This window comes from uncultured Nostoc sp., assembly GCF_964245575.1.
Taxonomy (GTDB): Bacteria; Cyanobacteriota; Cyanobacteriia; order Cyanobacteriales; family Nostocaceae; genus Nostoc.
This window is the reverse complement of record NZ_CAXTNP010000136.1, coordinates 1-20751: the sequence shown is the minus strand read 5'-3', so window position 1 is coordinate 20751 and position 20751 is coordinate 1. Positions and strand designations below refer to the sequence as shown.

Annotated in this window: 13 protein-coding genes and 2 pseudogenes; all 15 read left to right on the top strand. The window is 41.0% G+C overall.

All coding sequences use genetic code 11. The annotated features are described in order from the left end of the window. Nucleotides 1–658 (top strand): annotated as a pseudogene (locus ACFFAP_RS21115) (hypothetical protein); the annotation flags it as partial. 381 nt (nt 659–1039) lie between these two features. Then, nucleotides 1040–4570 carry a methionine synthase gene (gene metH, locus ACFFAP_RS21110; protein WP_375513045.1) on the top strand — a complete coding sequence of 1177 codons (3531 nt, stop codon included), beginning with the start codon at nt 1040–1042 and terminating at the stop codon, nt 4568–4570. A gap of 411 nt (nt 4571–4981) precedes the next feature. Then, nucleotides 4982–5074 (top strand): annotated as a pseudogene (locus ACFFAP_RS21105) (hypothetical protein); the annotation flags it as partial. Nucleotides 5075–5763: 689 nt separating this feature from the next. Next, nucleotides 5764–10380, top strand: coding sequence for a hormogonium polysaccharide biosynthesis protein HpsA (hpsA, locus tag ACFFAP_RS21100; protein ID WP_375513044.1), 4617 nt, complete (start codon nt 5764–5766; stop codon nt 10378–10380). Nucleotides 10381–10484: 104 nt separating this feature from the next. Then, a complete protein-coding gene (gene hpsB, locus ACFFAP_RS21095; protein ID WP_375513043.1) occupies nt 10485–11201 on the top strand; it encodes a hormogonium polysaccharide secretion pseudopilin HpsB in 717 nt (238 codons plus the stop codon). 69 nt (nt 11202–11270) lie between these two features. Beyond that, entirely contained in the window at nt 11271–12248 is a 978-nt protein-coding gene (hpsC, locus tag ACFFAP_RS21090; protein WP_375513046.1) for a hormogonium polysaccharide secretion pseudopilin HpsC, read from the top strand. A gap of 38 nt (nt 12249–12286) precedes the next feature. Then, nucleotides 12287–12991 (top strand): Tfp pilus assembly protein FimT/FimU, encoded by a 705-nt coding sequence (locus tag ACFFAP_RS21085; protein ID WP_375513042.1) that lies wholly within the window; start codon nt 12287–12289, stop codon nt 12989–12991. Nucleotides 12992–13176: 185 nt separating this feature from the next. Continuing rightward, nucleotides 13177–14136 carry a hormogonium polysaccharide biosynthesis glycosyltransferase HpsE gene (gene hpsE / locus ACFFAP_RS21080; RefSeq protein WP_375513041.1) on the top strand — a complete coding sequence of 320 codons (960 nt, stop codon included), beginning with the start codon at nt 13177–13179 and terminating at the stop codon, nt 14134–14136. 25 nt (nt 14137–14161) lie between these two features. After that, complete coding sequence (hpsE, locus tag ACFFAP_RS21075; RefSeq protein ID WP_375513040.1) at nt 14162–15163, top strand: hormogonium polysaccharide biosynthesis glycosyltransferase HpsE; 1002 nt, start codon at nt 14162–14164, stop codon at nt 15161–15163. Next, a complete protein-coding gene (locus ACFFAP_RS21070) occupies nt 15156–16238 on the top strand; it encodes a glycosyltransferase (protein WP_375513039.1) in 1083 nt (360 codons plus the stop codon). Before hpsE (ACFFAP_RS21075) ends, ACFFAP_RS21070 begins: the two co-directional genes overlap by 8 nt. Further along, nucleotides 16204–16770: a Tfp pilus assembly protein FimT/FimU gene (locus ACFFAP_RS21065; RefSeq protein WP_375513038.1), complete on the top strand. Its 567-nt coding sequence runs from the start codon at nt 16204–16206 to the stop codon at nt 16768–16770. Before ACFFAP_RS21070 ends, ACFFAP_RS21065 begins: the two co-directional genes overlap by 35 nt. Before the next feature lie 32 nt (nt 16771–16802). Then, nucleotides 16803–17450 carry a TIGR04282 family arsenosugar biosynthesis glycosyltransferase gene (locus ACFFAP_RS21060; RefSeq protein WP_375513037.1) on the top strand — a complete coding sequence of 216 codons (648 nt, stop codon included), beginning with the start codon at nt 16803–16805 and terminating at the stop codon, nt 17448–17450. A 355-nt stretch (nt 17451–17805) separates the two neighbouring features. After that, nucleotides 17806–18648 carry an HpsJ family protein gene (locus ACFFAP_RS21055; RefSeq protein ID WP_375513036.1) on the top strand — a complete coding sequence of 281 codons (843 nt, stop codon included), beginning with the start codon at nt 17806–17808 and terminating at the stop codon, nt 18646–18648. Nucleotides 18649–18775: 127 nt separating this feature from the next. After that, a complete protein-coding gene (locus tag ACFFAP_RS21050) occupies nt 18776–19684 on the top strand; it encodes a glycosyltransferase family 2 protein (protein ID WP_375513035.1) in 909 nt (302 codons plus the stop codon). A 398-nt stretch (nt 19685–20082) separates the two neighbouring features. Next, the gene (gene nusB, locus ACFFAP_RS21045) at nt 20083–20724 is read left to right on the top strand and encodes a transcription antitermination factor NusB (RefSeq protein WP_375513034.1); all 642 of its coding nucleotides are present in this window, start codon (nt 20083–20085) and stop codon (nt 20722–20724) included. Nucleotides 20725–20751 lie beyond the last annotated feature (27 nt).

Here is a 20751-nt window from a genome sequence, read left to right as displayed (position 1 = left end):
TCTGAATGCCGGGGACGGAAATAACACGATCGCTGGCACAGGTATTGGCGGCAACGGCGGTAACGGTAACGACTCTATCGGCAACAGTGGTACTGGTATTGGCATCCAGAACATTAAAGATGCCACCATCACTACAGAGTGTGGCAACGACACAATTACAGGTTATGGGAATAGCTCAGGAAAAAACGCCACTGCTTATGGCATCTTCAATGATGGAGTCATTAATACTGGTAATGGTCGTGACATCCTTACTGGTCAGGCGACAGTAACAATTGGTGATACTGCCTATGGCATTTATGGACAGGGAACCATCAAGACTGGCGATGGCAATGATGACATTATTGCCACCAGTACCATAGATACAGTTCAACAGAAAGTCACTATCGGTGGTGAGAGCAACATTGATCTAGGGAATGGGAATGACTACTTTAAAGGTTTTGGTGTTGCAACTGTTGATGGCGGGTGCGGCTGGGATACTCTTGACCTCAGTACCTTCAATCGTTCTGAACTCACCATTTCAGGTGTGATTTCAGGCAATGCCCTTAATCCTGCTAACATTACCTTCAATAACAATGGAAATCTCAGTCTCATGTCCACGGCTGGGTTTGAGAATTTTATTTTTGCAGATGGCTCTTTCTCCTACAGCGCTTTGACCTAAAACTAGAATTATTTCCATCTCAGCAACTTTCAGCTCCTTTACAGTGGGATGGAAGTTGATTTGACGCACTCTAACGCTCTTTCATCACTTTAATGGATGAAAGAAAAATCAAAGCCAAAATCTCAAACTAAGAGAGAATTAGAACTTTATACTTGAAATTATCAGGGATTTCCAAGAAATAAATTACGAACCATAGAAACGCAGAGAACACAGACAGAGGAGAAATAGAGAGGATTTTTGGTCAGTTTTGGGATATTTTTTTATTTGGAAGTCGCTAATTCTGTCATCGCTTGATTAAAAACTGCCAAAAATATCACAATTTGGGAAAATAATAAAGTAAGTCGAATATTATACGACTGACCCAAATTCTTCTAGGAAAATATGACTCATCCTTTCCTTGAACGCCTACGTAGTCCAGATAGCCCAGTCCTCGTTTTCGACGGGGCGATGGGAACCAACCTGCAAACTCAAAACCTGACTGCTGAAGACTTCGGCGGCCCACAGTATGAAGGTTGTAACGAATACTTAGTCCACACGAAACCCGAAGCTGTGGCTAAGGTTCACCGTGACTTTCTCGCTGCTGGTGCTGATGTCATTGAAACCGATACCTTTGGCAGTACCTCCCTAGTGCTGGCAGAATATGACTTGGCAGACCAAGCCTACTACCTCAGCAAGACAGCCGCAGAATTAGCCAAGCGTGTCGCTGCGGAATTTTCCACGCCAGAAAAACCCCGGTTTGTGGCTGGTTCTATCGGCCCCACAACGAAACTCCCTACCTTGGGACATATTGACTTTGACACCATGAAAGCTACTTTTGCCGAACAAGCAGAAGCGCTGTGGGATGGTGGTGTCGATTTATTTCTGGTGGAAACTTGCCAAGATGTGCTGCAAATTAAAGCGGCGCTGAATGGAATTGAAGAAGTGTTTGCCAAAAAAGGCGATCGCCGTCCGTTGATGGTGTCTGTGACAATGGAAAGCATGGGCACAATGTTGGTTGGTTCAGAAATCAGTGCTGTGCTGACAATTCTGGAACATTACCCAATAGATATTCTCGGTCTAAACTGTGCCACTGGCCCAGACTTGATGAAACCACATATCAAGTATCTGGCAGAACATTCACCTTTCATCGTTTCCTGTATACCCAACGCGGGTTTACCTGAAAACGTCGGCGGTCAAGCGCACTACCGCCTGACACCGTTGGAATTACGGATGTCGTTGATGCATTTTGTTGAAGATTTGGGTGTCCAAGTGATTGGGGGTTGCTGTGGGACGCGTCCAGAACACATTCAACAATTGGCAGAACTTGCTAAAGGTCTGAAGCCAAAAGTTAGACATCCTAGCTTAGAACCAGCAGCAGCATCAATTTACACCACTCAGCCCTACGACCAAGATAATTCCTTCTTGATTGTCGGCGAACGTCTTAACGCCAGTGGTTCCAAGAAGTGCCGCGATTTGCTAAATGCGGAAGATTGGGATGGACTCGTTTCAATGGCGAGGGCGCAAGTAAAAGAAGGCGCACACATCCTTGATGTCAACGTCGATTATGTGGGACGCGACGGCGTGCGCGATATGCACGAATTAGTTTCGCGCATTGTTAATAATGTGACACTACCCTTAATGCTTGACTCCACCGAATGGGAAAAGATGGAGGCAGGTTTAAAGATTGCCGGTGGTAAGTGTTTGCTGAACTCCACCAACTACGAAGATGGGGAACCACGCTTTTTGAAGGTGCTGGAGTTAGCGAAGAAATACGGGGCTGGTGTAGTCATTGGTACTATCGATGAAGATGGGATGGCGCGAACAGCAGACAAAAAGTTTGCGATCGCAGAGCGTGCCTACCGTCAAGCTGTAGAATATGGCATACCTCCCACAGAAATATTCTTTGATACCCTAGCGTTACCCATTTCCACCGGGATTGAAGAAGACCGAGAAAACGGTAAGGCGACAATTGAATCCATTCGGCGAATTCGTGAAGGATTACCTGGATGTCATGTGATTTTGGGTGTTTCCAATATTTCCTTTGGTTTGAATCCAGCCTCACGGATGGTGCTGAACTCGGTGTTTTTGCACGAGGCGACGACGGCAGGAATGGATGCAGCCATTGTCAGCGCTAACAAAATTTTACCGCTATCGAAGATTGAGGCACGCCATCAAGAAATCTGTCGGCAGTTGATTTATGACGAACGGAAGTTTGAGGATAATGTTTGCGTTTACGATCCTTTGGGAGAGCTTACCACAGTGTTTGCCGGGGTAACGACAAAACGCGATCGCTCCTTAGATGAAAGTCTTCCCATCCCAGAACGTCTCAAACGCCATATCATCGACGGCGAACGCATAGGCTTAGAAGAACATCTGACAAAAGCTTTAGAAGAACATCCCCCCTTAGAAATTATCAACACCTTCCTGCTAGATGGCATGAAAGTTGTCGGGGAACTATTCGGTTCTGGACAAATGCAGCTACCCTTCGTCTTGCAATCTGCCGAAACCATGAAAGCGGCGGTTGCCTTTATAGAACCGTTCATGGAAAAATCAGAATCAGGCAACAATGCCAAAGGAACCTTTATCATTGCCACAGTGAAAGGCGATGTCCACGACATTGGTAAAAACTTGGTGGATATCATCTTATCCAACAACGGCTACAAGGTGATTAACCTGGGAATTAAGCAGCCAGTGGAAAACATCATCAACGCTTACGAACAGCACAAAGCTGATTGTATAGCCATGAGTGGTTTGCTGGTAAAATCCACCGCCTTCATGAAAGAGAACTTGGAGGTATTCAACGAAAAGGGAATTAGTATCCCCGTGATATTAGGTGGTGCAGCGTTGACTCCCAAGTTTGTCTATGAAGATTGCCAAAATACCTATAAAGGTAAAGTTGTTTATGGCAAAGATGCCTTTTCTGACTTGCACTTCATGGATAAATTAATGCCAGCTAAATCAGCTGGTAACTGGGAAGATTTGCAGGGATTTTTGAACGAAGTCAAAACTGCTGAAGTTTCGACGAATGGTCACAAAGAACCAGTAACTACAACTACTGAGAAAACAGCATCTGCTCAACCAAAAGAAGTAGATACAAGACCTTCTGATGCTGTGGCGATAGATATTCAACGTCCCACACCGCCTTTTTGGGGAACGCAGTTATTGCAACCTACTGATATTCCCATTGAGGAAATATTCTGGCACTTGGATTTACAAGCTTTGATTGCAGGACAGTGGCAATTCCGCAAACCAAAAGAACAATCTAAGGAAGAATATCAGGCTTTCTTAGCTGAGAAAGTTTACCCAGTTTTAGAAACTTGGAAACAGCGAATTATTGAAGAGAATCTGTTGCATCCCCAGGTGATTTACGGGTATTTCCCTTGTCAAGCCGAGGGGAATTCTCTACATATATATAACTCAGAAAACCAATCACAACAGGTTGCAACTTTCGAGTTTCCCAGACAGAAGTCTTTAAGGCGGCTGTGCATAGCAGATTTCTTTGCACCCAAGGAGTCAGGAATTATTGATGTGTTTCCCATGCAGTCCGTAACTGTAGGGGAGATTGCAACAGAGTTTGCCCAAAAGCTGTTTGCTGATAATCAATACACAGATTATCTGTATTTTCACGGTATGGCGGTACAGGTGGCAGAGGCTGTGGCTGAATGGACACACGCCAGAATCCGCCGAGAGTTAGGTTTTACTGCTGAAGAACCCGACAATATTCGGGATATATTAGCACAACGCTATCGTGGCTCACGGTATAGCTTTGGGTATCCAGCTTGCCCAAATATCCAAGACCAATACAAGCAACTGGAGTTATTGCAGACTGACAGGATTAACTTGTATATGGATGAAAGTGAACAACTTTATCCAGAACAGTCTACCACTGCGATTATTGCTTACCACCCACTAGCAAAATACTTTAGCGCTTAATCTATATCCCCTCCCCCTCTCCTTAATAAGGAGAGGGGTGCCCAAAGGGCAGGATGAGGTTATTATATTGTGAGCAATTCAATCAAGGCTGGATAAACATTTATAGTTATCGCTTGATCTCACCCTAACCTTCTCCTTATAAAGGAGAGGGGACTGGAAATTTAAATAAAAATGACTAAACTTTATAACAAAAATAATGCAATAGAAAAAAGGCAACTATTACGCAAAAATATAACAAAAGCCGAGAAACTTATTTGGGAGAAAATAACAGATAGATAGTTGTAAACCTGTAAATTTCGCCGATAATATAGTGGAAATAAGTTTGTTATAGATTTTTATAGTTCTGAATTCAAGTTAGCTATAGAAATTGATGGCAAAAGCCATTTTCAATAAGGTGCTGCTGAATACGATCAGGCAAGACAAGAATTTATTGAATCAGCAGGAATTAAGTTTCTTAGATTTACGAATAATGATGTGTATGCTAATTTGCCTGCGGTGCTATGAAGTATTGCTGAGAATATACAAAATTTAAAAAGATAAGTAGGTAGACGTAATTAGGTGATTTATGATTAAAAAAATACCTATTTTGAAGAGTTTCGACTTCGCTAAACTCTCGACCACTCAGTTGGTTGAGCGAAGTCGAAACCAACGCTTATGCCAATTTTATTACTATAATTCACCTTAAACATAAGATAAAACCTCACCCTCAATCCCTTTCTTTACTAAGGAGAGAGATTAAAGTCAAGATAGGGTGAGCTTTTGACAGTATTCCACCGAAGTGAAAACCCCTATATATAATTATTTTGCACCTAACTGATATTTTTCCTTTAACAGATGGGTATTATAAGCTTACTCTCTTAACAACATCTTCATAAATTTGCTTTTAGATAAGATACATTCCGCAAATTTACTGTAAGGTTATGTTCTTGTTTTTTATCGAACTTAAATCAAATAATTATCAAAAAATCAGTATTTTCCGGATAAAATGAATAATTAATAAATGATATAACTTTAATAAATTGTCTTTTGGTGTAGTTAGTTTATTTGAAAGTTAGTCAAATAGTATGCAGTAATTAAATAATAAATATGGCCTCATTTTATGCCTATAAAAAGACTTGATAGGCATACTTGAAGATGTATAAAAACTATAAAATTTGGTCGCCATACATAAACCACTTGATAGGGAAGCATCTATGTCTCGAAAACCTCAGCTATTCAAAGTAATTCAAAAAACGTTTAGACAAATTACCAAGAAGTTTTTATCTGCAATTAACAAGCAAATTATTTGGCTACTACGAACTATTTTTAGAACTCGAAGAAGACGCGGCTCAGAGAATGCTGGGTTTTTGTTGCCGACAGTAGCGATGGTAAGTTTGGTAGTAGTGCTGTTAACAACAGCAATTTTATTTCGCTCTTTTGAACGCTCCAAAAATGCTAGTAATGTTCGAGTAAATGAGGCTGCACTCAACGCTGCAACTCCGGCAATTGACCGCGCTAGAGCTAAAATAAATAAGCTATTTCAAGACGGACGACTACCACGAGCTACACCAACAGATGATGCGTTGTATTCTACTTTGAGCAGCAATATCAATGAATATACATTTGGTGATGAAACTCAACTTCAACTGGCTCTAAATACCGAACAACAAGCAAAAAGAACCGAAACTGCTGAAAAGGCTAAGACACTAAATACTGCATGGTTATACCCTCTAGATACCGATAACAACGGCAAATTTGATAGTTACACGCTTTATGGTATTTACTTTAGAAATCCCCCTATAAACGCTGGTGTATATAAATATGCCAGAAATCCATTAGAAGCGAGAACTTTACCAATGACTGCTGGTAATGTCAGTGGAGATTGTGGAGATACGCTAGGCACAAGCGCTACCTTAGTAGGTAATACTGGCTGGTTTAAGGTGGGCAATAAGTTGAAAAAAGCTTTTTTTGTCTACACAGCAACTGTTCCTATTACTACTACACCAGCTTCTAATACTAAGTACGAACTTTACAAAGGTAATAAAAGCTTTTCTGCTTTAGAGTATCAACACGAGCGTGTCCAACTCCCTGTAGTAAATAATGCTGTTCTTTATGAAGATGATATAGGACTTAGCCCAGGCCCCACCTTCAGATTAAATGGACGAATTTTTACCAATAGTAATTTTCTCACTGGTTCGCCAGCAAATAGTGTCAAGCTATATCAAGTTAGCAGTAAGGAATCCTGTTTCTACGATGACGACAATGCCAAAATAGTAATTGGTGGAAATTTGGGTGCTGGTGGCTTCACAGATACAAGTGACTTAGGAAATGTCACTAAAGTGCATTTATTTAGAAAAGGAGAAGCCACCGATCCTGTTGAAGTCGATTTTGCAAAATCAACTACTCCAGCATCAAACGAAGCGAACTTCATAGCTTATAACAGCCTTGCCTACACGCAGCGTATCAATCGCCTAGTTAGCGCCCAAATAGCTACCACAGATCCTGATCCTACAGAAGTTACCAAAGGTATTCAACAACAAAAGGATAAGCTTGGTTTATCAAGTTACACTACAGCAGAAAACGACGCAATACGCAAACAACAGCTACAGCTTTACTTTCAAAAGCGCACCCGCCGCGTACCTTACAAAGAAGTTCCTTCTGGAAGCAGTGAATCAGTTGCATTAGGTACATACGCCACAACTACTCCGCTTCAAGGCAGTGGCGATACCCTACGCCCCAAAGATCCTTGGATGTATCCTACCGATCCCACAGATGGTAAAACGGGTACTGGTTACACTAATTTGACACTAAGTATAAGCAGTAATAAACTGACACCTGGTGCAACGGAACCGACTAAACTACAAAAAGACTATGAGGGAAAAGAACAATCTTTAGGTGACAGGGTTGTAATTGGTAACAATCTGCCTCAAATCTGGTGGGACAGTAATCAAAACCAATTTGTAGGCCCAAATCCCCAAGATACCCAAAATATTAATGGTGTTAACTGGGATCTACCAGCAACACCTTCTACACCTCGCACTCGTCGCTCTCGCGTACAAATACTAGCTGATTTAGGCTCTACAGACCGAGATAAAGATTGGGAACTAGCAGCAGCTCAAGTCCCGGCTACCATACAAGACCCTGTTGGTGGTTTACGAGTGGTGACTGGTGCTGGGATTTATTTGCCTAACACTTTTACAGCTGCAAGTACTAACTTCTCTTCAGCTGCCAAAGAAATTTGGTCTGATCTGATGCCAGTGCCTCAGTCTCCAGCACCCACACAAAAGACTATTAAGCCATATTGGATGTATGATTACTCTTCTGTAACCGTAACTAATTACTCCTCTATACAGTATAAATGGCCTGAAATTGCCGATCCAACTAAGACACCATATCTGCGGATGCGATCTACAGCTGTTTATCACTACAAAGCTAGTGGTTACGACCAGCAAAGTCCACAGCCTATAGCTTGTGTAAGCAGCTTTTACGTCCCTACTAACAGCACTACTGCTAAAAATCAAACAGGACTTCCAGCTTGGGCTTCAGATGCTAATAGTTCAGCTACAGGTGGTCTATCCAACAACGGCATAGTCTACGGGCCTCCAACGAAGACAGTCAGTGATTATCAGGCGCTATTAACTTATCAATCCCAATTAAAATATCCAAAAGGAGATATAAAAGGAGATCCAAAACGTCCAATAACTGATCCAACTAATGCAGATTATTTAGCTGGACGTTCTATAGATGATGGACTACTAGCAAAAGCTTTAGCAAAAACAGCAGCAAATCGTACTCTTTCGGAACAATCTACAATTCATGCTGCAATTTGCGCCCTACAAATTTTAGACGGCAGTATTTCTCCAGTAACCAGTACACCTCCTATTCCTCACGGTGCAATTCGAGAAACTGCCTTTTTAGATGCAAGGCAGGTTAAGGCAAATCAAGCAACCACTACAAGTACTGATTACGATCTTGAAAAAAAAGACAGACAACCTTTAGAAATTCGCACCACAGTATTAGATATCAACTCCCTTCGCACTACTACATTTGGTGGAGCAACTCCAGCGCAAGAATACTTACTGCCAAATAGCGGTATTATCTATGCTACTCGCGATGATGCACTGCCAGATTTGAGTTCAACAAAGCCAGATTCAGAGGCGAAAAAACTTGAAAGCCCAGTGGATTTTACGCTTGACACAACGCGCCGTCCTAATGGCATTATGCTCATCAACGGCTCAAAAATCGGACGTGGTACAAGTAATAATTATCGAGACGTAGAGAAAGGGTTGATTTTAGCTACCAATTTGCCTGTGTACGTTAAGGGGAATTTTAATCTTCATACGCAAGAAGAGTTCACAACAGCATTGGCAGATGATTGGAGCAATTTCTACACTCGTACCAAAGCACAGCGCAATCAAAATTTCGCGTGTCGTCCAAATGACACAAGACTACCTAACTGTACAACTGGCGATGAATGGCGTCCTGCATCTGTGTTGGCAGATTCTATTACCTTACTTTCTAATAACTTTAGATTGGGCTACCGCTATGAGGGAGATTATGACTGGAGTAATAGCTATAACGCTCCATTACCTATACCACCTGAATTCTCACAATTCTCACAATACAATAGCTTTGTCCCCGTAGCTCAATGGCGTGACACCACCACAGGCATACCCAAAGATCATGACTCAACTACAACAGGGGTTCAAGGTAGTTCCTACCTCAACAACTTTGTGACACCAATTGCGCTACAAATACCACCAGGGAGTTATTTGACAGAAGTTTGCTCTGCAACAAACCAAGCAGATTGTAGTGATCCTACAAAAGCGACAACAGCATGGACAATCCAGACAGCCTGTGGAGGTGGAGGAGGTAACACCTTTTATAATAATCAAATTGTTGGTAAAAATGGAGACCCAGACAATAATCGAATAAAAACAGGGTACATCTTTGATGATCCAGCGACTTTTGATCAAGACAGCCCAAAATGCTTTCCTGCGAACGCTCCTCGGAGAATTGCTTTTGTACGTAATGCAACGACTGGTCAGTTAATTACTCCTCTTAAAGTCTTAGGAGTTGATGTACCTGGTAAGGTACAAGAATTTCCTCTAGGGTCAACAACATCCGCTACAGGGTCAAGACTATTACAGCCATCACCCGATGTGTTCATGCCCTGGCTGAAGCCAGTTATAGTTGGTGGTGTTGTCAGTAGCTTTCAACCGGTTCTACAAATTAACCAACCCTTTGCTACTCCTCAAAGCCCAGATAACAATGATCTGATTACCCCTGGAACCCACAATAATTGGTTGCAAACAGCTACTGAAACTACCTTTAATTTAATTGCTGTGGCTGGAGATACCCCAGCGCGTCCTACGGAAGACAACGGTGGTCTACACAACTTTGTGCGCTTCTTAGAAAACTGGAACCCAACTGGAGGAACAGGCGATGCCATTAAAGCTAGGATTAGTGGCACTTTCGTCCAGACTAAACGAAGTGCTTATGCCACTGCACCATTTAGCACATCCATATCAACTCAATCTGATGATTTTAAGTATAAGATTCAAGGCAACAACAACAGAACTCCTTTCTATCTGGCTCCTACACGGCAATGGGGTTATGATGTAGCACTACTATCTCAGTCGCCTGACTTATTAGCCCAAAAACTGGCAACCATACCAAATGATTTGCCAGATGAGTACTTCCGGGAAGTTGGTCGAGATGATGCATGGGTGCAAACTTTGTTGTGTGCGAAAAAACCCGATACTAGTACTCCTCCTGTATATACTGCTGCAATCGATTCCGATCAGCGTCCTAGTAACTGCCCATCTTAAAATTTCATACTACTCTCCTAAACTGTAACTTTCACCTTAGGGGAGTAAGATTTTTCAATTACGTTTTTGAATGCAAATTGGTATCAGAAGCTGGTGATAAGTTAATGATTAAGCATGAACTACAGCAACAAATCATCCCTGCTGATGAGTCTGGTTTTACGATTATTGAGTCTTTAGTAGCAATAGTTATAGTTGCTATTTTAATGGCAGCGATCGCGCCTGTGATCGTCATCTCAACAGCAACCCGCGTTCAGTCTCGACGAGTGGAACTTGCAACCCAAGCGACAAAAACATTCATTGATGGCATCAGAACTGGAGCTATTACTACAGTGCCAAGTACAGTAGTTACACTTGCAACTCCAACTGCTACTGCACCTAGAAGGGTTTCAGATATAACGGGTACGCCACCTATAACAGGCAGACCACAAGACTATTTAATTAACAATATTACAGATATGCCTGCTCCCACATGGGCAACTGGTCTGTATTGTTTCAATAAAAATGGCATCATTAGTAATCCAGATTGTTCAAGCAATTCAAATAATTTGTTTTACATTCAAGCTGGTCGAATTGTCCAAAGTACTGGGATAAATGATGGCTATCGTCTGGGAATTCGGATTTATCGGGTAGATGTTGACTTTAGCCAAACCCTCAAAGCCAGCACAGATACTACTAAGAATAGACAAAAAACATTCACTGGTGGATTAGGCGATCGCCAAGCACCATTAATCGAAATGACAACTGACATTGGCAACAGCAACACAACATTTCAGGCTTTATGCCGACGACTGGGTACTGCAACGAATCAAGCTTGCCAGTAAAAAACTAAGCAGTTTCACATTATGCAATGCTCACTGTGCATTTATCACTAAAGAGAATATCACAATATGGTGAGGACACTAAAATTCTTACTCAAAAGCCAGGTAAAACGCTCTAGGATGGTTCAGCAAGTTGGCGGTTTTACTATGATTGAATTGTTGATTGCCATGCTCCTGGCATTCCTCATCATCACGCCGTTGCTAGGATTCATGGTTAACATTATGGACACAGACCGAAAGGAGCAAGCAAAGGCAAATTCTGAGCAAGAAATCCAAGATGCGCTAGATTATATTGCCCGTGATTTACAACAGGCCATTTATATTTATGATGCTGACGGAATTGAAGCTATCAAAAATCAATTACCTAATTCTATCGCAACAGATAGAGTCCCTGTTCTTGTCTTTTGGAAGCGAGAAATAGTTGACCAAGCACTTACAATTACAGGAACCGAAAAAGATGATACGTTTGTATACTCATTGGTTGCCTACTATTTAATTAAAGACGCTACTTCTAGTTCTACTTGGTCTAATGCAGCTCGTATCGCCCGATGGCAAATTAGGGATGGTATACCAGATCCTACCAGTACACAAACTTGTGGAAAGTATTTAACTGGACAGTGTCCTAGTCCGGGTTTTGCTTTATTTAAGCTTGATGGAGTAGGCACTCTCAAAGACAAGATGAATGCTTGGACAAAAGCCACAGCAGATTATACTGCCGATACGACAGTACTTGTTGACTTTATCGATCAAAGCAAAACTGATGATACACCACCAGCGCCACCACGAGTAATATGTTCTACTGACTCTGTTATCAACGCACAGTTAACAGTACCACCAAATACAGCTAGTTTTAATACTCGTAATACTTTCAAAATGACTGGCTTTTATGCGTGTATCGATAGGGTTAACACAATAGCGCAGGTAACTTTACGAGGCAATGCACTCGCACGTTTACAAAGCAATAACCTTAATTACATAGATAGCAACAAAACTTATTTTCCAAGTGCAAGTATCCGTGTACAAGGGCGCGGATACTTATTTACTAAATAAGCGCTGAAAATTCAAGGATTAATTAATAGCAGCTAATTATGGGAAAGTTAAGTTTGAAGTTATTTAACCCAAACAGTAAAAATGAAACCAGTAAACAGCGATGTTTAATTAACAGACTACGCTATGCTTCTGGATATACCCAACAAGATGCTGGCTTTAGCTTGCTGGAATTAATCGTAGTGATGGTGATGATTGGAATTTTAGCAGCGATCACAGTTCCTAGTTGGTTTGCCTTTGTAAATAGACAGAAGGTAAATAAGGCTAACGATGCCGTTTTAGCCGCACTGCAAGAAGCACAGCGCCAAGCTAAAAACAAAAAACTTAGCTACACTGTCAGTTTTCAGAAAAATACTACAACCCAAAATATAGAGGTTGCTGTTTATAATACCAATGCTGGAAGCCCTACATGGAAACCTTTAGGAGCGGATATAGGCGTTAGCTCTAATAAATTACTGCTAGGTGCAAATCTCAGTGGCGAAAACACTGTCAATTCTACTGATTCTACCGTACAATACCCTCCTTCAAGTACGCCAACAAAAATTACCTTTGACTATATGGGGGCTTTACCAACTTTACCAACTCCCTACTTTGGAACAGGTACAGAGCCACCTGGGTTAAAAATAGTGGTAGCAGTACCAAGCTCTGCAAATTCTACATTAGCTAGTCGCGTAAAGCGATGCGTCATTGTGAAAACTCTTTTAGGCTCAATGATCACAGCAAAAGGCTCCCCTAACTGCGACTAAATAGTTTTTATAGTAATTTTTTATAAAAACACGTAATAATACTGTATATAAAACTGCACGTTGATTGCAAAATTAAAACATCAGGTGCAGTTTTCATGTTTGATAAATTTATTTAAGAATCGCTGATAACTTAGCCATTGATTGAGCAGATAAAAGCGTCCTAATCAAAATATTCCTTTTGTCAAATGACTGAAAACCTTGACTTTACTGTAGCTATCCCAACTTATAACGGTGAAAGTCGTTTGCCTGAACTACTAGAACGGCTACAAAACCAACTTCACACTGAAAATTTATCTTGGGAAATTATAGTTGTAGACAACAACAGCACTGATAACACAGCTAAAGTTGTTCAAACCTATCAAAAAAATTGGCAGTGTCCTTATCCTTTAAAATATTGCTTTGAAGCGCAGCAGGGAGCAGCTTATGCTCGAAAAAGGGCAGTTGCAGAAGCTAAAGGTAAATTCATCGGTTTTCTAGATGATGACAACTACCCAGTATCAAATTGGGTATCCGCAGCTTATGCTTTTAGTGAACAGTATCCTAAGGCGGGAGCTTATGGCAGCCAAATTCACCCTGACTGGGAAGTAGAACCACCAGAAAACTTTCAGCGAATTGCTCCATTTTTGGCAATTACAGAGCGAGGTAATTTACCGCTATTATATGAAGCACCTAAAAAAATACTACCCCCATCAGCCGGACTTGTTGTTCGTAAACAAGCCTGGTTAGAAAGTGTACCAGATAAGCCTATTTTAACTGGTAGAGCTAAAGGCAATATGCTTACCAGTGAAGACTTAGAAATGTTATCTTACATCCAAAAATCAGGATGGGAGATTTGGTATAACCCTGAAATGGAAGTTTTTCATAAAATACCAAGCTTCCGGTTACAAAAAGACTATTTAATTCCATTTTTTCGAGGTATTGGACTTAGCCGTTATGTAACTAGAATGGTAAATATAAAACATGTATATAGACCAGTTGCTCTTTTAACTTATATGATAAATGACCTGCGTAAAATCGTTTTACACCTACTAAAATATCGAACTAAGCTAAAGGAAGATTTGGTAGTTGCTTGCGAAATGGAACTTTTTTTAAGTAGTTTCATTAGCCCTTTTTATCTTTGGAGAAATGGATATTTTAAAAAATAAATTATCAAAGAATTAGAGATTATATATGACTGAATTAACAGTTGAAACTTTAGATATTAGCGTAGCCATTCCTGCATATAATGGAGCAACTCGCTTGCCTAAAATTTTAGATAAACTCTTAAGCCAGACAGGAGTAGAACAACTTAGCTGGGAAATTATTATTGTAGATAACAATAGTTCTGATAATACATCTGAAATCATCCAGAAATACCAAAAAATATCTCAGGGAAACTGTAATTTAAGATATTTTTTAGAACCCGAACAGGGAGCAGCTTTTGCCCGACTGCGGGCAGTACGTGAAGCCAGAGGGCAGCTAATCGCATTTTTAGATGATGATAACTTACCTGCACCTGATTGGTTATCAGAAGCATATAGCTTTGCATTGGAGCATCCTCAAGCAGGTGCTTGGAGTGGACAAATTCATGGTGATTTTGAAGTAAACCCGCCAGAAAATTTTGAAAGAATTCAAGCTTTTTTAGCTATCAGAGAACATGGCTCAAATCCACATTTGTTTGATGCAGATAATTTAAGACTTCCTCCTGGTGCGGCGCTTGTTGTTAGGAAAGAAGTATGGTGTAAAAATGTACCACAACGGCCTACTTTAAGTGGGAAGTTGCCTGGTATTTTGGTGCAGGGTGATGACTATGAACCATTGCTTTATATACATTATGCAGGCTGGCAAATTTGGTATAACCCTACCATGCATACTTATCATCAAATACCACACTGGCGACTTGAGAGAGATTACCTCCTAACTTTGGCACGCGGCTGTGGCTTGTGTATTTTTCAGTTACGCTTAATAAATACTAAAAATTGGCAAAAACCGATAGTTTTTGTGAGAACTATCTTAGGGAATTTACGCCGAGTATTACAACATCTCATTCAGTATAGAGGGCAATTTAAAAATAATCTAATTCCCCTTTTTGAGATGGAGTTTTATCTGGCTAGTATGATGAGTCCTTTTTACTACTTTAAATGTAATTTAGGTAGAGTATTAAAAAATAAAATAGCCCTGTATAATGATTAAATCTAGTAGCAGGAAATTGCCCAAAATTTCTGTAATTATCCCAGCTTATAATAGTGAAAAAACTATTAAGCAGACAATTCAATCTGTTTTAAATCAAACTTTTTCTGACTTAGAATTAATTATAATTAATGATGGTTCGCAAGACTCAACAATAGAAGTTATTGCAGAAATTGAAGACTCACGAATAAAAGTATTTTCTTACCCTAATGCTGGCGGAAACGTCAGCCGTAACCGAGGGCTACACCTTGCAGTTGGAGAATTTGTTAGTTTCTTAGATGCAGATGATCTTTGGACACCTGATAAACTTCATTCTCAGTTAAAGGCTCTGCAAGAAAACATTACTGCAAAAGTTGCTTACAGTTGGACTGATTATATTGATGAAAATGGCGAATTCATAGTTTCAGGCAAGCGCGTTAATCTAAATGGAAATGTTTATGAAAATTTGTTATTAAATAACTTTCTAGAGAATGGCTCCAATCCTTTAATTTGTAGAAAATCTTTAATTAAATTAGGTAGCTTTGACGAATCTCTAAGTGCGGCTCAGGATTGGGATATGTGGCTGCGATTAGCTTCTAAGTTTGATTTTATATGTGTACCATCTGTACAAATCTTATATCGCATAAGTGCTAATTCAGTTTCTTCCAATCTTGTCAGACAGGAAAAATCCTGCTTGCAAGTGCTTGAGAGAGCTTACAAAGAAAGATCCTCTTTACAAGACGCTCCTGCGCGTTCGACACTAAAGCATAATTGGAATATAAGCCTAGCAAATTTATACAAATACTTGACCTGCAAAGCGCTACAAAAGCCGTTTAACAATAAAAAAGGTCTAGCAGCTGCTATATTTTTGTGGAAGTATTTTCTTCATGACCCTTCAAGACTTCAGAATATAAATTTCACCTTAAAACTGTCAGTGAAAATTGTCATAATTCTTATAATGCCTACCTTGCTAGACAATATTACTAACCAGCGCGAAGTAAGAAGGCAAAAAGCTGAAACATTGCTTAACTGTTGGGTAGTTGAAAAGCGATCAGAAGACAAAAATGGATATCCGGGTGCAGTTACCGTCTCTAGTTAATTCAAAAAATCTCTTGAATAAGCACTCTAGTAATGGTTTTACTCTACCAGAAACTTTAGTAGTTGTTTTATTAATTGGTATATTAGCCACGCTAGCAATACCCAACTGGCTAGGTTTTGTGCAGGCTCGTCATCTCAACACTGCCCAAAACGAGGTTTATTATGCTATGCGCCAAGCCCAAAGCCAAGCTAGGAAGGAAAAATTGACTTGGCAAGCCAGCCTTCGCGAACAAAACAGTATTCTTCAATGGGCGGTTCATCCTGCTACAGTAAACCCATCTAACGCTAACTGGAATAATCTAAATTCCAATGTGCGCTTAGATGCGGAAACTACCTTACAAGAGTCAAATGGCATCAGACAAATTCAATTTGATTATAGAGGTAATGTCACTAAACCACCGCTAGGACGGATAACACTATCAAGCAAGTATGGTGGTAAAGTTAAGCGTTGTGTTGTTGTTTCTACTATTTTAGGAGCAATGCGAATGGAAAAAGACCATACCACAGCCGAAAACGGTAAGTATTGCTATTAAGATATTTTTAGTTTATTCAAATAAGGTATTGTGTGCTGAACTTACCGACAAGCTCAAAACAGCACCTGATTATTTTCACTCGCTATCCAGAACCAGGTAAGACTAAAACCAGACTGATACCTGCTTTGGGAACTGTTGGTGCTGCCAATCTTCAACGGGAAATGACTGAACATACAATATTTCAAGTTCAAGAATTGCAAAAAGCCATTGCCATATCTGTGGAAGTAAGATTTGTAGGTGGCGATTCGCAACTTATGCAATATTGGCTTGGGTTGGATTTGGTTTACCAGTCTCAAGGTGAAGGGGATTTAGGTTTGCGGATGGCGCGATCGCTTATCGAGGCTTTTCAATCTGATGCCACAAAAGTAATTATCATCGGTACAGATTGTCCTGGAGTCAATGCCCAGATTCTAGAGACAGCCTTTGAGAAGTTACGCACCTTTGACCTTGTACTTGGCCCTGCAATCGACGGTGGATATTACTTAATTGGTTTGCGACAACCCATCCCGGAGTTATTCGTTAACATCGAGTGGGGAACTGCTCAAGTATTCCAGAAAACCGTGGACATTGCTCAGAAACTTAATTTATCATACGTGAACTTGTCGCCTTTAGCTGATGTTGACCGACCGGAGGATCTGCCGATTTGGGAACAAGCCCTTCTAAGGGAGATGCAAAAATAAGGGAAATATAGCGATTTTTATATGGATGCAAAAGCCACTAGGGACGCACATCTGTGCGCTCCTACAAAATGCCTATATTACGACCGATTGAGAACTTTAATAAGGAAAATCGGGTAATTAATGAGTCTTTTCTTACAGCCCCGCATTAGCTTCGTATCTTAAAACACCAAGAATTTCCTGAAGACACTGTACATAACAAATGTTACTGTGGCCTAGTTGAAAACCAAGAGGCAGATAGCCTTTACCAATATTGAATCTGCTTTGTGTTTCTACACAACAGTCACGGTCATAGGCACAATATTCAAGTAGCTTGAAATATGAAAATCACTCGTATTCACCGCCAGTTCAAAAAACTATGGTTAACCGTTTTACTTCCGTGAGTACTGCCCTCACACTTAAGGTAGTTGGAATAATTTGCATTTTGTCGTTTTTTGTTGACTTTTTTATTCTATTGTTACCCTTTCAACCGACAGATCGGGTATGGCAAATCAACTTGGCAACAGCGCTAGTTGATCGGGGAATTGTGCCTCTAGTAGGTTTAGGGCTGCTGTTTGCTGCTTATTGGATTGATAGTGCTGATGCAGAGAGCGATCGCCCCCAAGCTATCGATTTAAGATTTCCCGCCGTGATCCTCTCAAGTATTTTAGGGTTGATGTTCTTGCTGATTTTTCCCCTGCACCTTAATAACGTCAATCAAGCTAAGACTCAAACACTCAACCGCATCGCCCAAGAAGCAGATCAGGCAGAAACTCAACTGAACAATCGGTTATCGCAATTGCAAGCACAACTGAATACTGAGCAAGGAAAAGCTCAACTAGATCAACTGCGAACCCAAACCAAAGCCCAGTTTAGTGAAATCCTCAAAGATGATCAAAAATATAAGCAAGCGCTTGAAAGCTCTCAAATTCCAGCAAATATCAAAGACTTGCTAAAGAAGGCTAAAACAGATCCCCAAGTACTTGACAAAGCTATTGAACAACAAACAGATATTCAGACGCTGCGAACTCAACAACTGAGCCAAGTTCGCCAGCGCAGAGACGAAGCAGAGAAACAAGCTAAAGATAGTGCTTGGAAGTCTGGACTGCGGATTGGGATTAGCAGTTTGCTGTTGTCCATTGGTTACATTATCATCGGCTGGACAGGCTTAAGAGGTAGGGGTGCTGTACAAGGTGGTAAACCTAGAGCTACCGCACGCTAATCCACTATTGGCATGGCAGTAGGAGGTATCCAAAAATTATTGACGGCTGATACTGCCATGCCTTTAATATCTAAATAACAATAAAAAGGCAATTATCACTCAGTAAAATCGCTATAAAACTTGGGTAATGTTCTCAATTTACATACTGACATATAACGAAGAGTTAGATATTGCTGCTTGTATCGAATCGGCAATGCTATCGGATGACATTATTGTTGTGGATTCATGCAGTAGCGATCGCACTGTGGAAATCGCCAGTCGCTATCCCATCCGCGTCCTTCAACACGCTTTTGAAAGCCACGGACGCCAACGCACCTGGATGTTAGAGTCTATCTGCCCGAAGCACGAATGGGTTTACATTCTCGAAGCTGACGAGCGCATGACGCCAGAACTGTTCGCGGAATGCGAAAAGGCAAGTCAGAGTCCAGACTACATCGGTTACTACGTGGCTGAACGTGTCATGTTCATGAATCGTTGGATTCGCTACAGCACACAGTATCCCCGTTACCAAATGCGCCTCTTTTGCCACGGGAAGGTCTGGTTTACAGACTATGGTCATACTGAACGAGAAGTTTGTGAGGGTGCAACTAGCTTTTTAAAAGAGACATACCCACACTACACTTGTAGCAAAGGCTTGAGTCGCTGGATTGACAAGCATAACCGTTATTCTACAGACGAAGCTCAAGAAACGCTATATCAACTAGAAAAGGGAAAGGTCAACTGGCAAGATTTATTCTTTGGCAAATCAGAAGTCGAAAAACGCCGCGCTTTGAAAGATTTGTCTTTGCGTTTACCCGCCAGACCGTTGTTACGCTTTGTATATATGTATTTTATTTTAGGCGGATGTTTAGATGGACGCGCCGGAATTGCTTGGTGTACGTTGCAGGCATTCTACGAATATCTGATTTTGCTCAAAGTCTGGGAAATGAAGTATCTACCAAAACCTAATTTAGACGCAACAGCAATTCAGGCACAGGAGAGTACACAACAGTTACAGTGCGCGGATTCTGAAACTACACAGGCTGATGTGGCGTAAAATTTGAAGCAGCGATCGCCTACGACGGACGGGTACGCGATCGCAAAATTCTAAATTTCAGATAATATATGTATCACGATTTTCGTGAATTAGTATGACTGGCAGATAGCGCAGCATTAGCGAGTCCGCGTACTCCTGCAAAAGCTACGTGCAGCGTCTTGTAGAGAGCGTCTGAATAAACGGTAAAACACCACACCAAAATGAAAATTTGGTGGTCTACAATTAGTGGCGGGTCTAAATCCCCCATTTTATTGTCCTGAATTCTGTATTCTTCTTCAAAATCAATCTGGCATAGTCACAAGCAAATGCGTAATGTTGTTTGACTGTGCAAACATTGATATGATAGTAGGTTTGTCTTGTCTAGTTAATCAGTTATCGCCCAATCACCCCTCAGTTTTATGCAACCTCGTAAACCCCAGCAAATTGCTCGTGAATTGGCACTTTTAAGCCTTAGCCAATTGCCAGTCAACCCAAAGAAATTAGAGAAATTGGAAGACGATCAACTAGTATCCAAGTTGGTGCTAGGAGCAGTACGCACTCTGACCTCAGAAGTGCAAGATACCCTTGATAATGCCGCAGGTGAACTGCAACGCAGTAACGATCGCCTTTTAAGTAGCCAAACTCGGGCCTCTGACCTCAATACTGCTAGGACAATGCTTCAAGAAGCGATCGCCTGCACTCAAACAGCAATCAATCAGTTAGGTACGGCAGTTGATTTCCCAGTATTGATTCAGTTAGCTAATCAGGACAAAGGAGTACGGAATTACGCTAAAGAGCTTGTGATTACCGTCAACGAAAATCGACAGATTATAGATGAACTCCTTTCTACTGCCTTAGTAGATTGGCAAGTAAGTCGCCTCGCCCAAATTGACCGCGATATCTTACAAATCGCTGTGGCTGAAATGAAGTTCTTAGGAGTTCCAGACAGTATCGCCATCAACGAAGCTGTGGAACTAGCCAAACGCTACAGTGGAGACGATGGTCATCGGTTTATTAACGGTGTTTTGCGCCGAGTCACTGAGCAGAAAAAGACAGCATAGCCTTTTTTACTTGCCAAAGTGAGGGGG

Coding starts and splice junctions, on each gene's coding strand:
- metH (WP_375513045.1), top strand. CDS start 1,040: ATGACTCATCCTTTCCTTGAACGCCTACGTAGTCCAGATAGCCCAGTC.
- nusB (WP_375513034.1), top strand. CDS start 20,083: ATGCAACCTCGTAAACCCCAGCAAATTGCTCGTGAATTGGCACTTTTA.
- ACFFAP_RS21050 (WP_375513035.1), top strand. CDS start 18,776: ATGTTCTCAATTTACATACTGACATATAACGAAGAGTTAGATATTGCT.
- ACFFAP_RS21070 (WP_375513039.1), top strand. CDS start 15,156: ATGATTAAATCTAGTAGCAGGAAATTGCCCAAAATTTCTGTAATTATC.
- ACFFAP_RS21065 (WP_375513038.1), top strand. CDS start 16,204: ATGGATATCCGGGTGCAGTTACCGTCTCTAGTTAATTCAAAAAATCTC.
- ACFFAP_RS21085 (WP_375513042.1), top strand. CDS start 12,287: ATGGGAAAGTTAAGTTTGAAGTTATTTAACCCAAACAGTAAAAATGAA.
- ACFFAP_RS21055 (WP_375513036.1), top strand. CDS start 17,806: ATGGTTAACCGTTTTACTTCCGTGAGTACTGCCCTCACACTTAAGGTA.
- hpsE (WP_375513040.1), top strand. CDS start 14,162: ATGACTGAATTAACAGTTGAAACTTTAGATATTAGCGTAGCCATTCCT.
- hpsA (WP_375513044.1), top strand. CDS start 5,764: ATGTCTCGAAAACCTCAGCTATTCAAAGTAATTCAAAAAACGTTTAGA.
- hpsE (WP_375513041.1), top strand. CDS start 13,177: ATGACTGAAAACCTTGACTTTACTGTAGCTATCCCAACTTATAACGGT.
- hpsB (WP_375513043.1), top strand. CDS start 10,485: ATGATTAAGCATGAACTACAGCAACAAATCATCCCTGCTGATGAGTCT.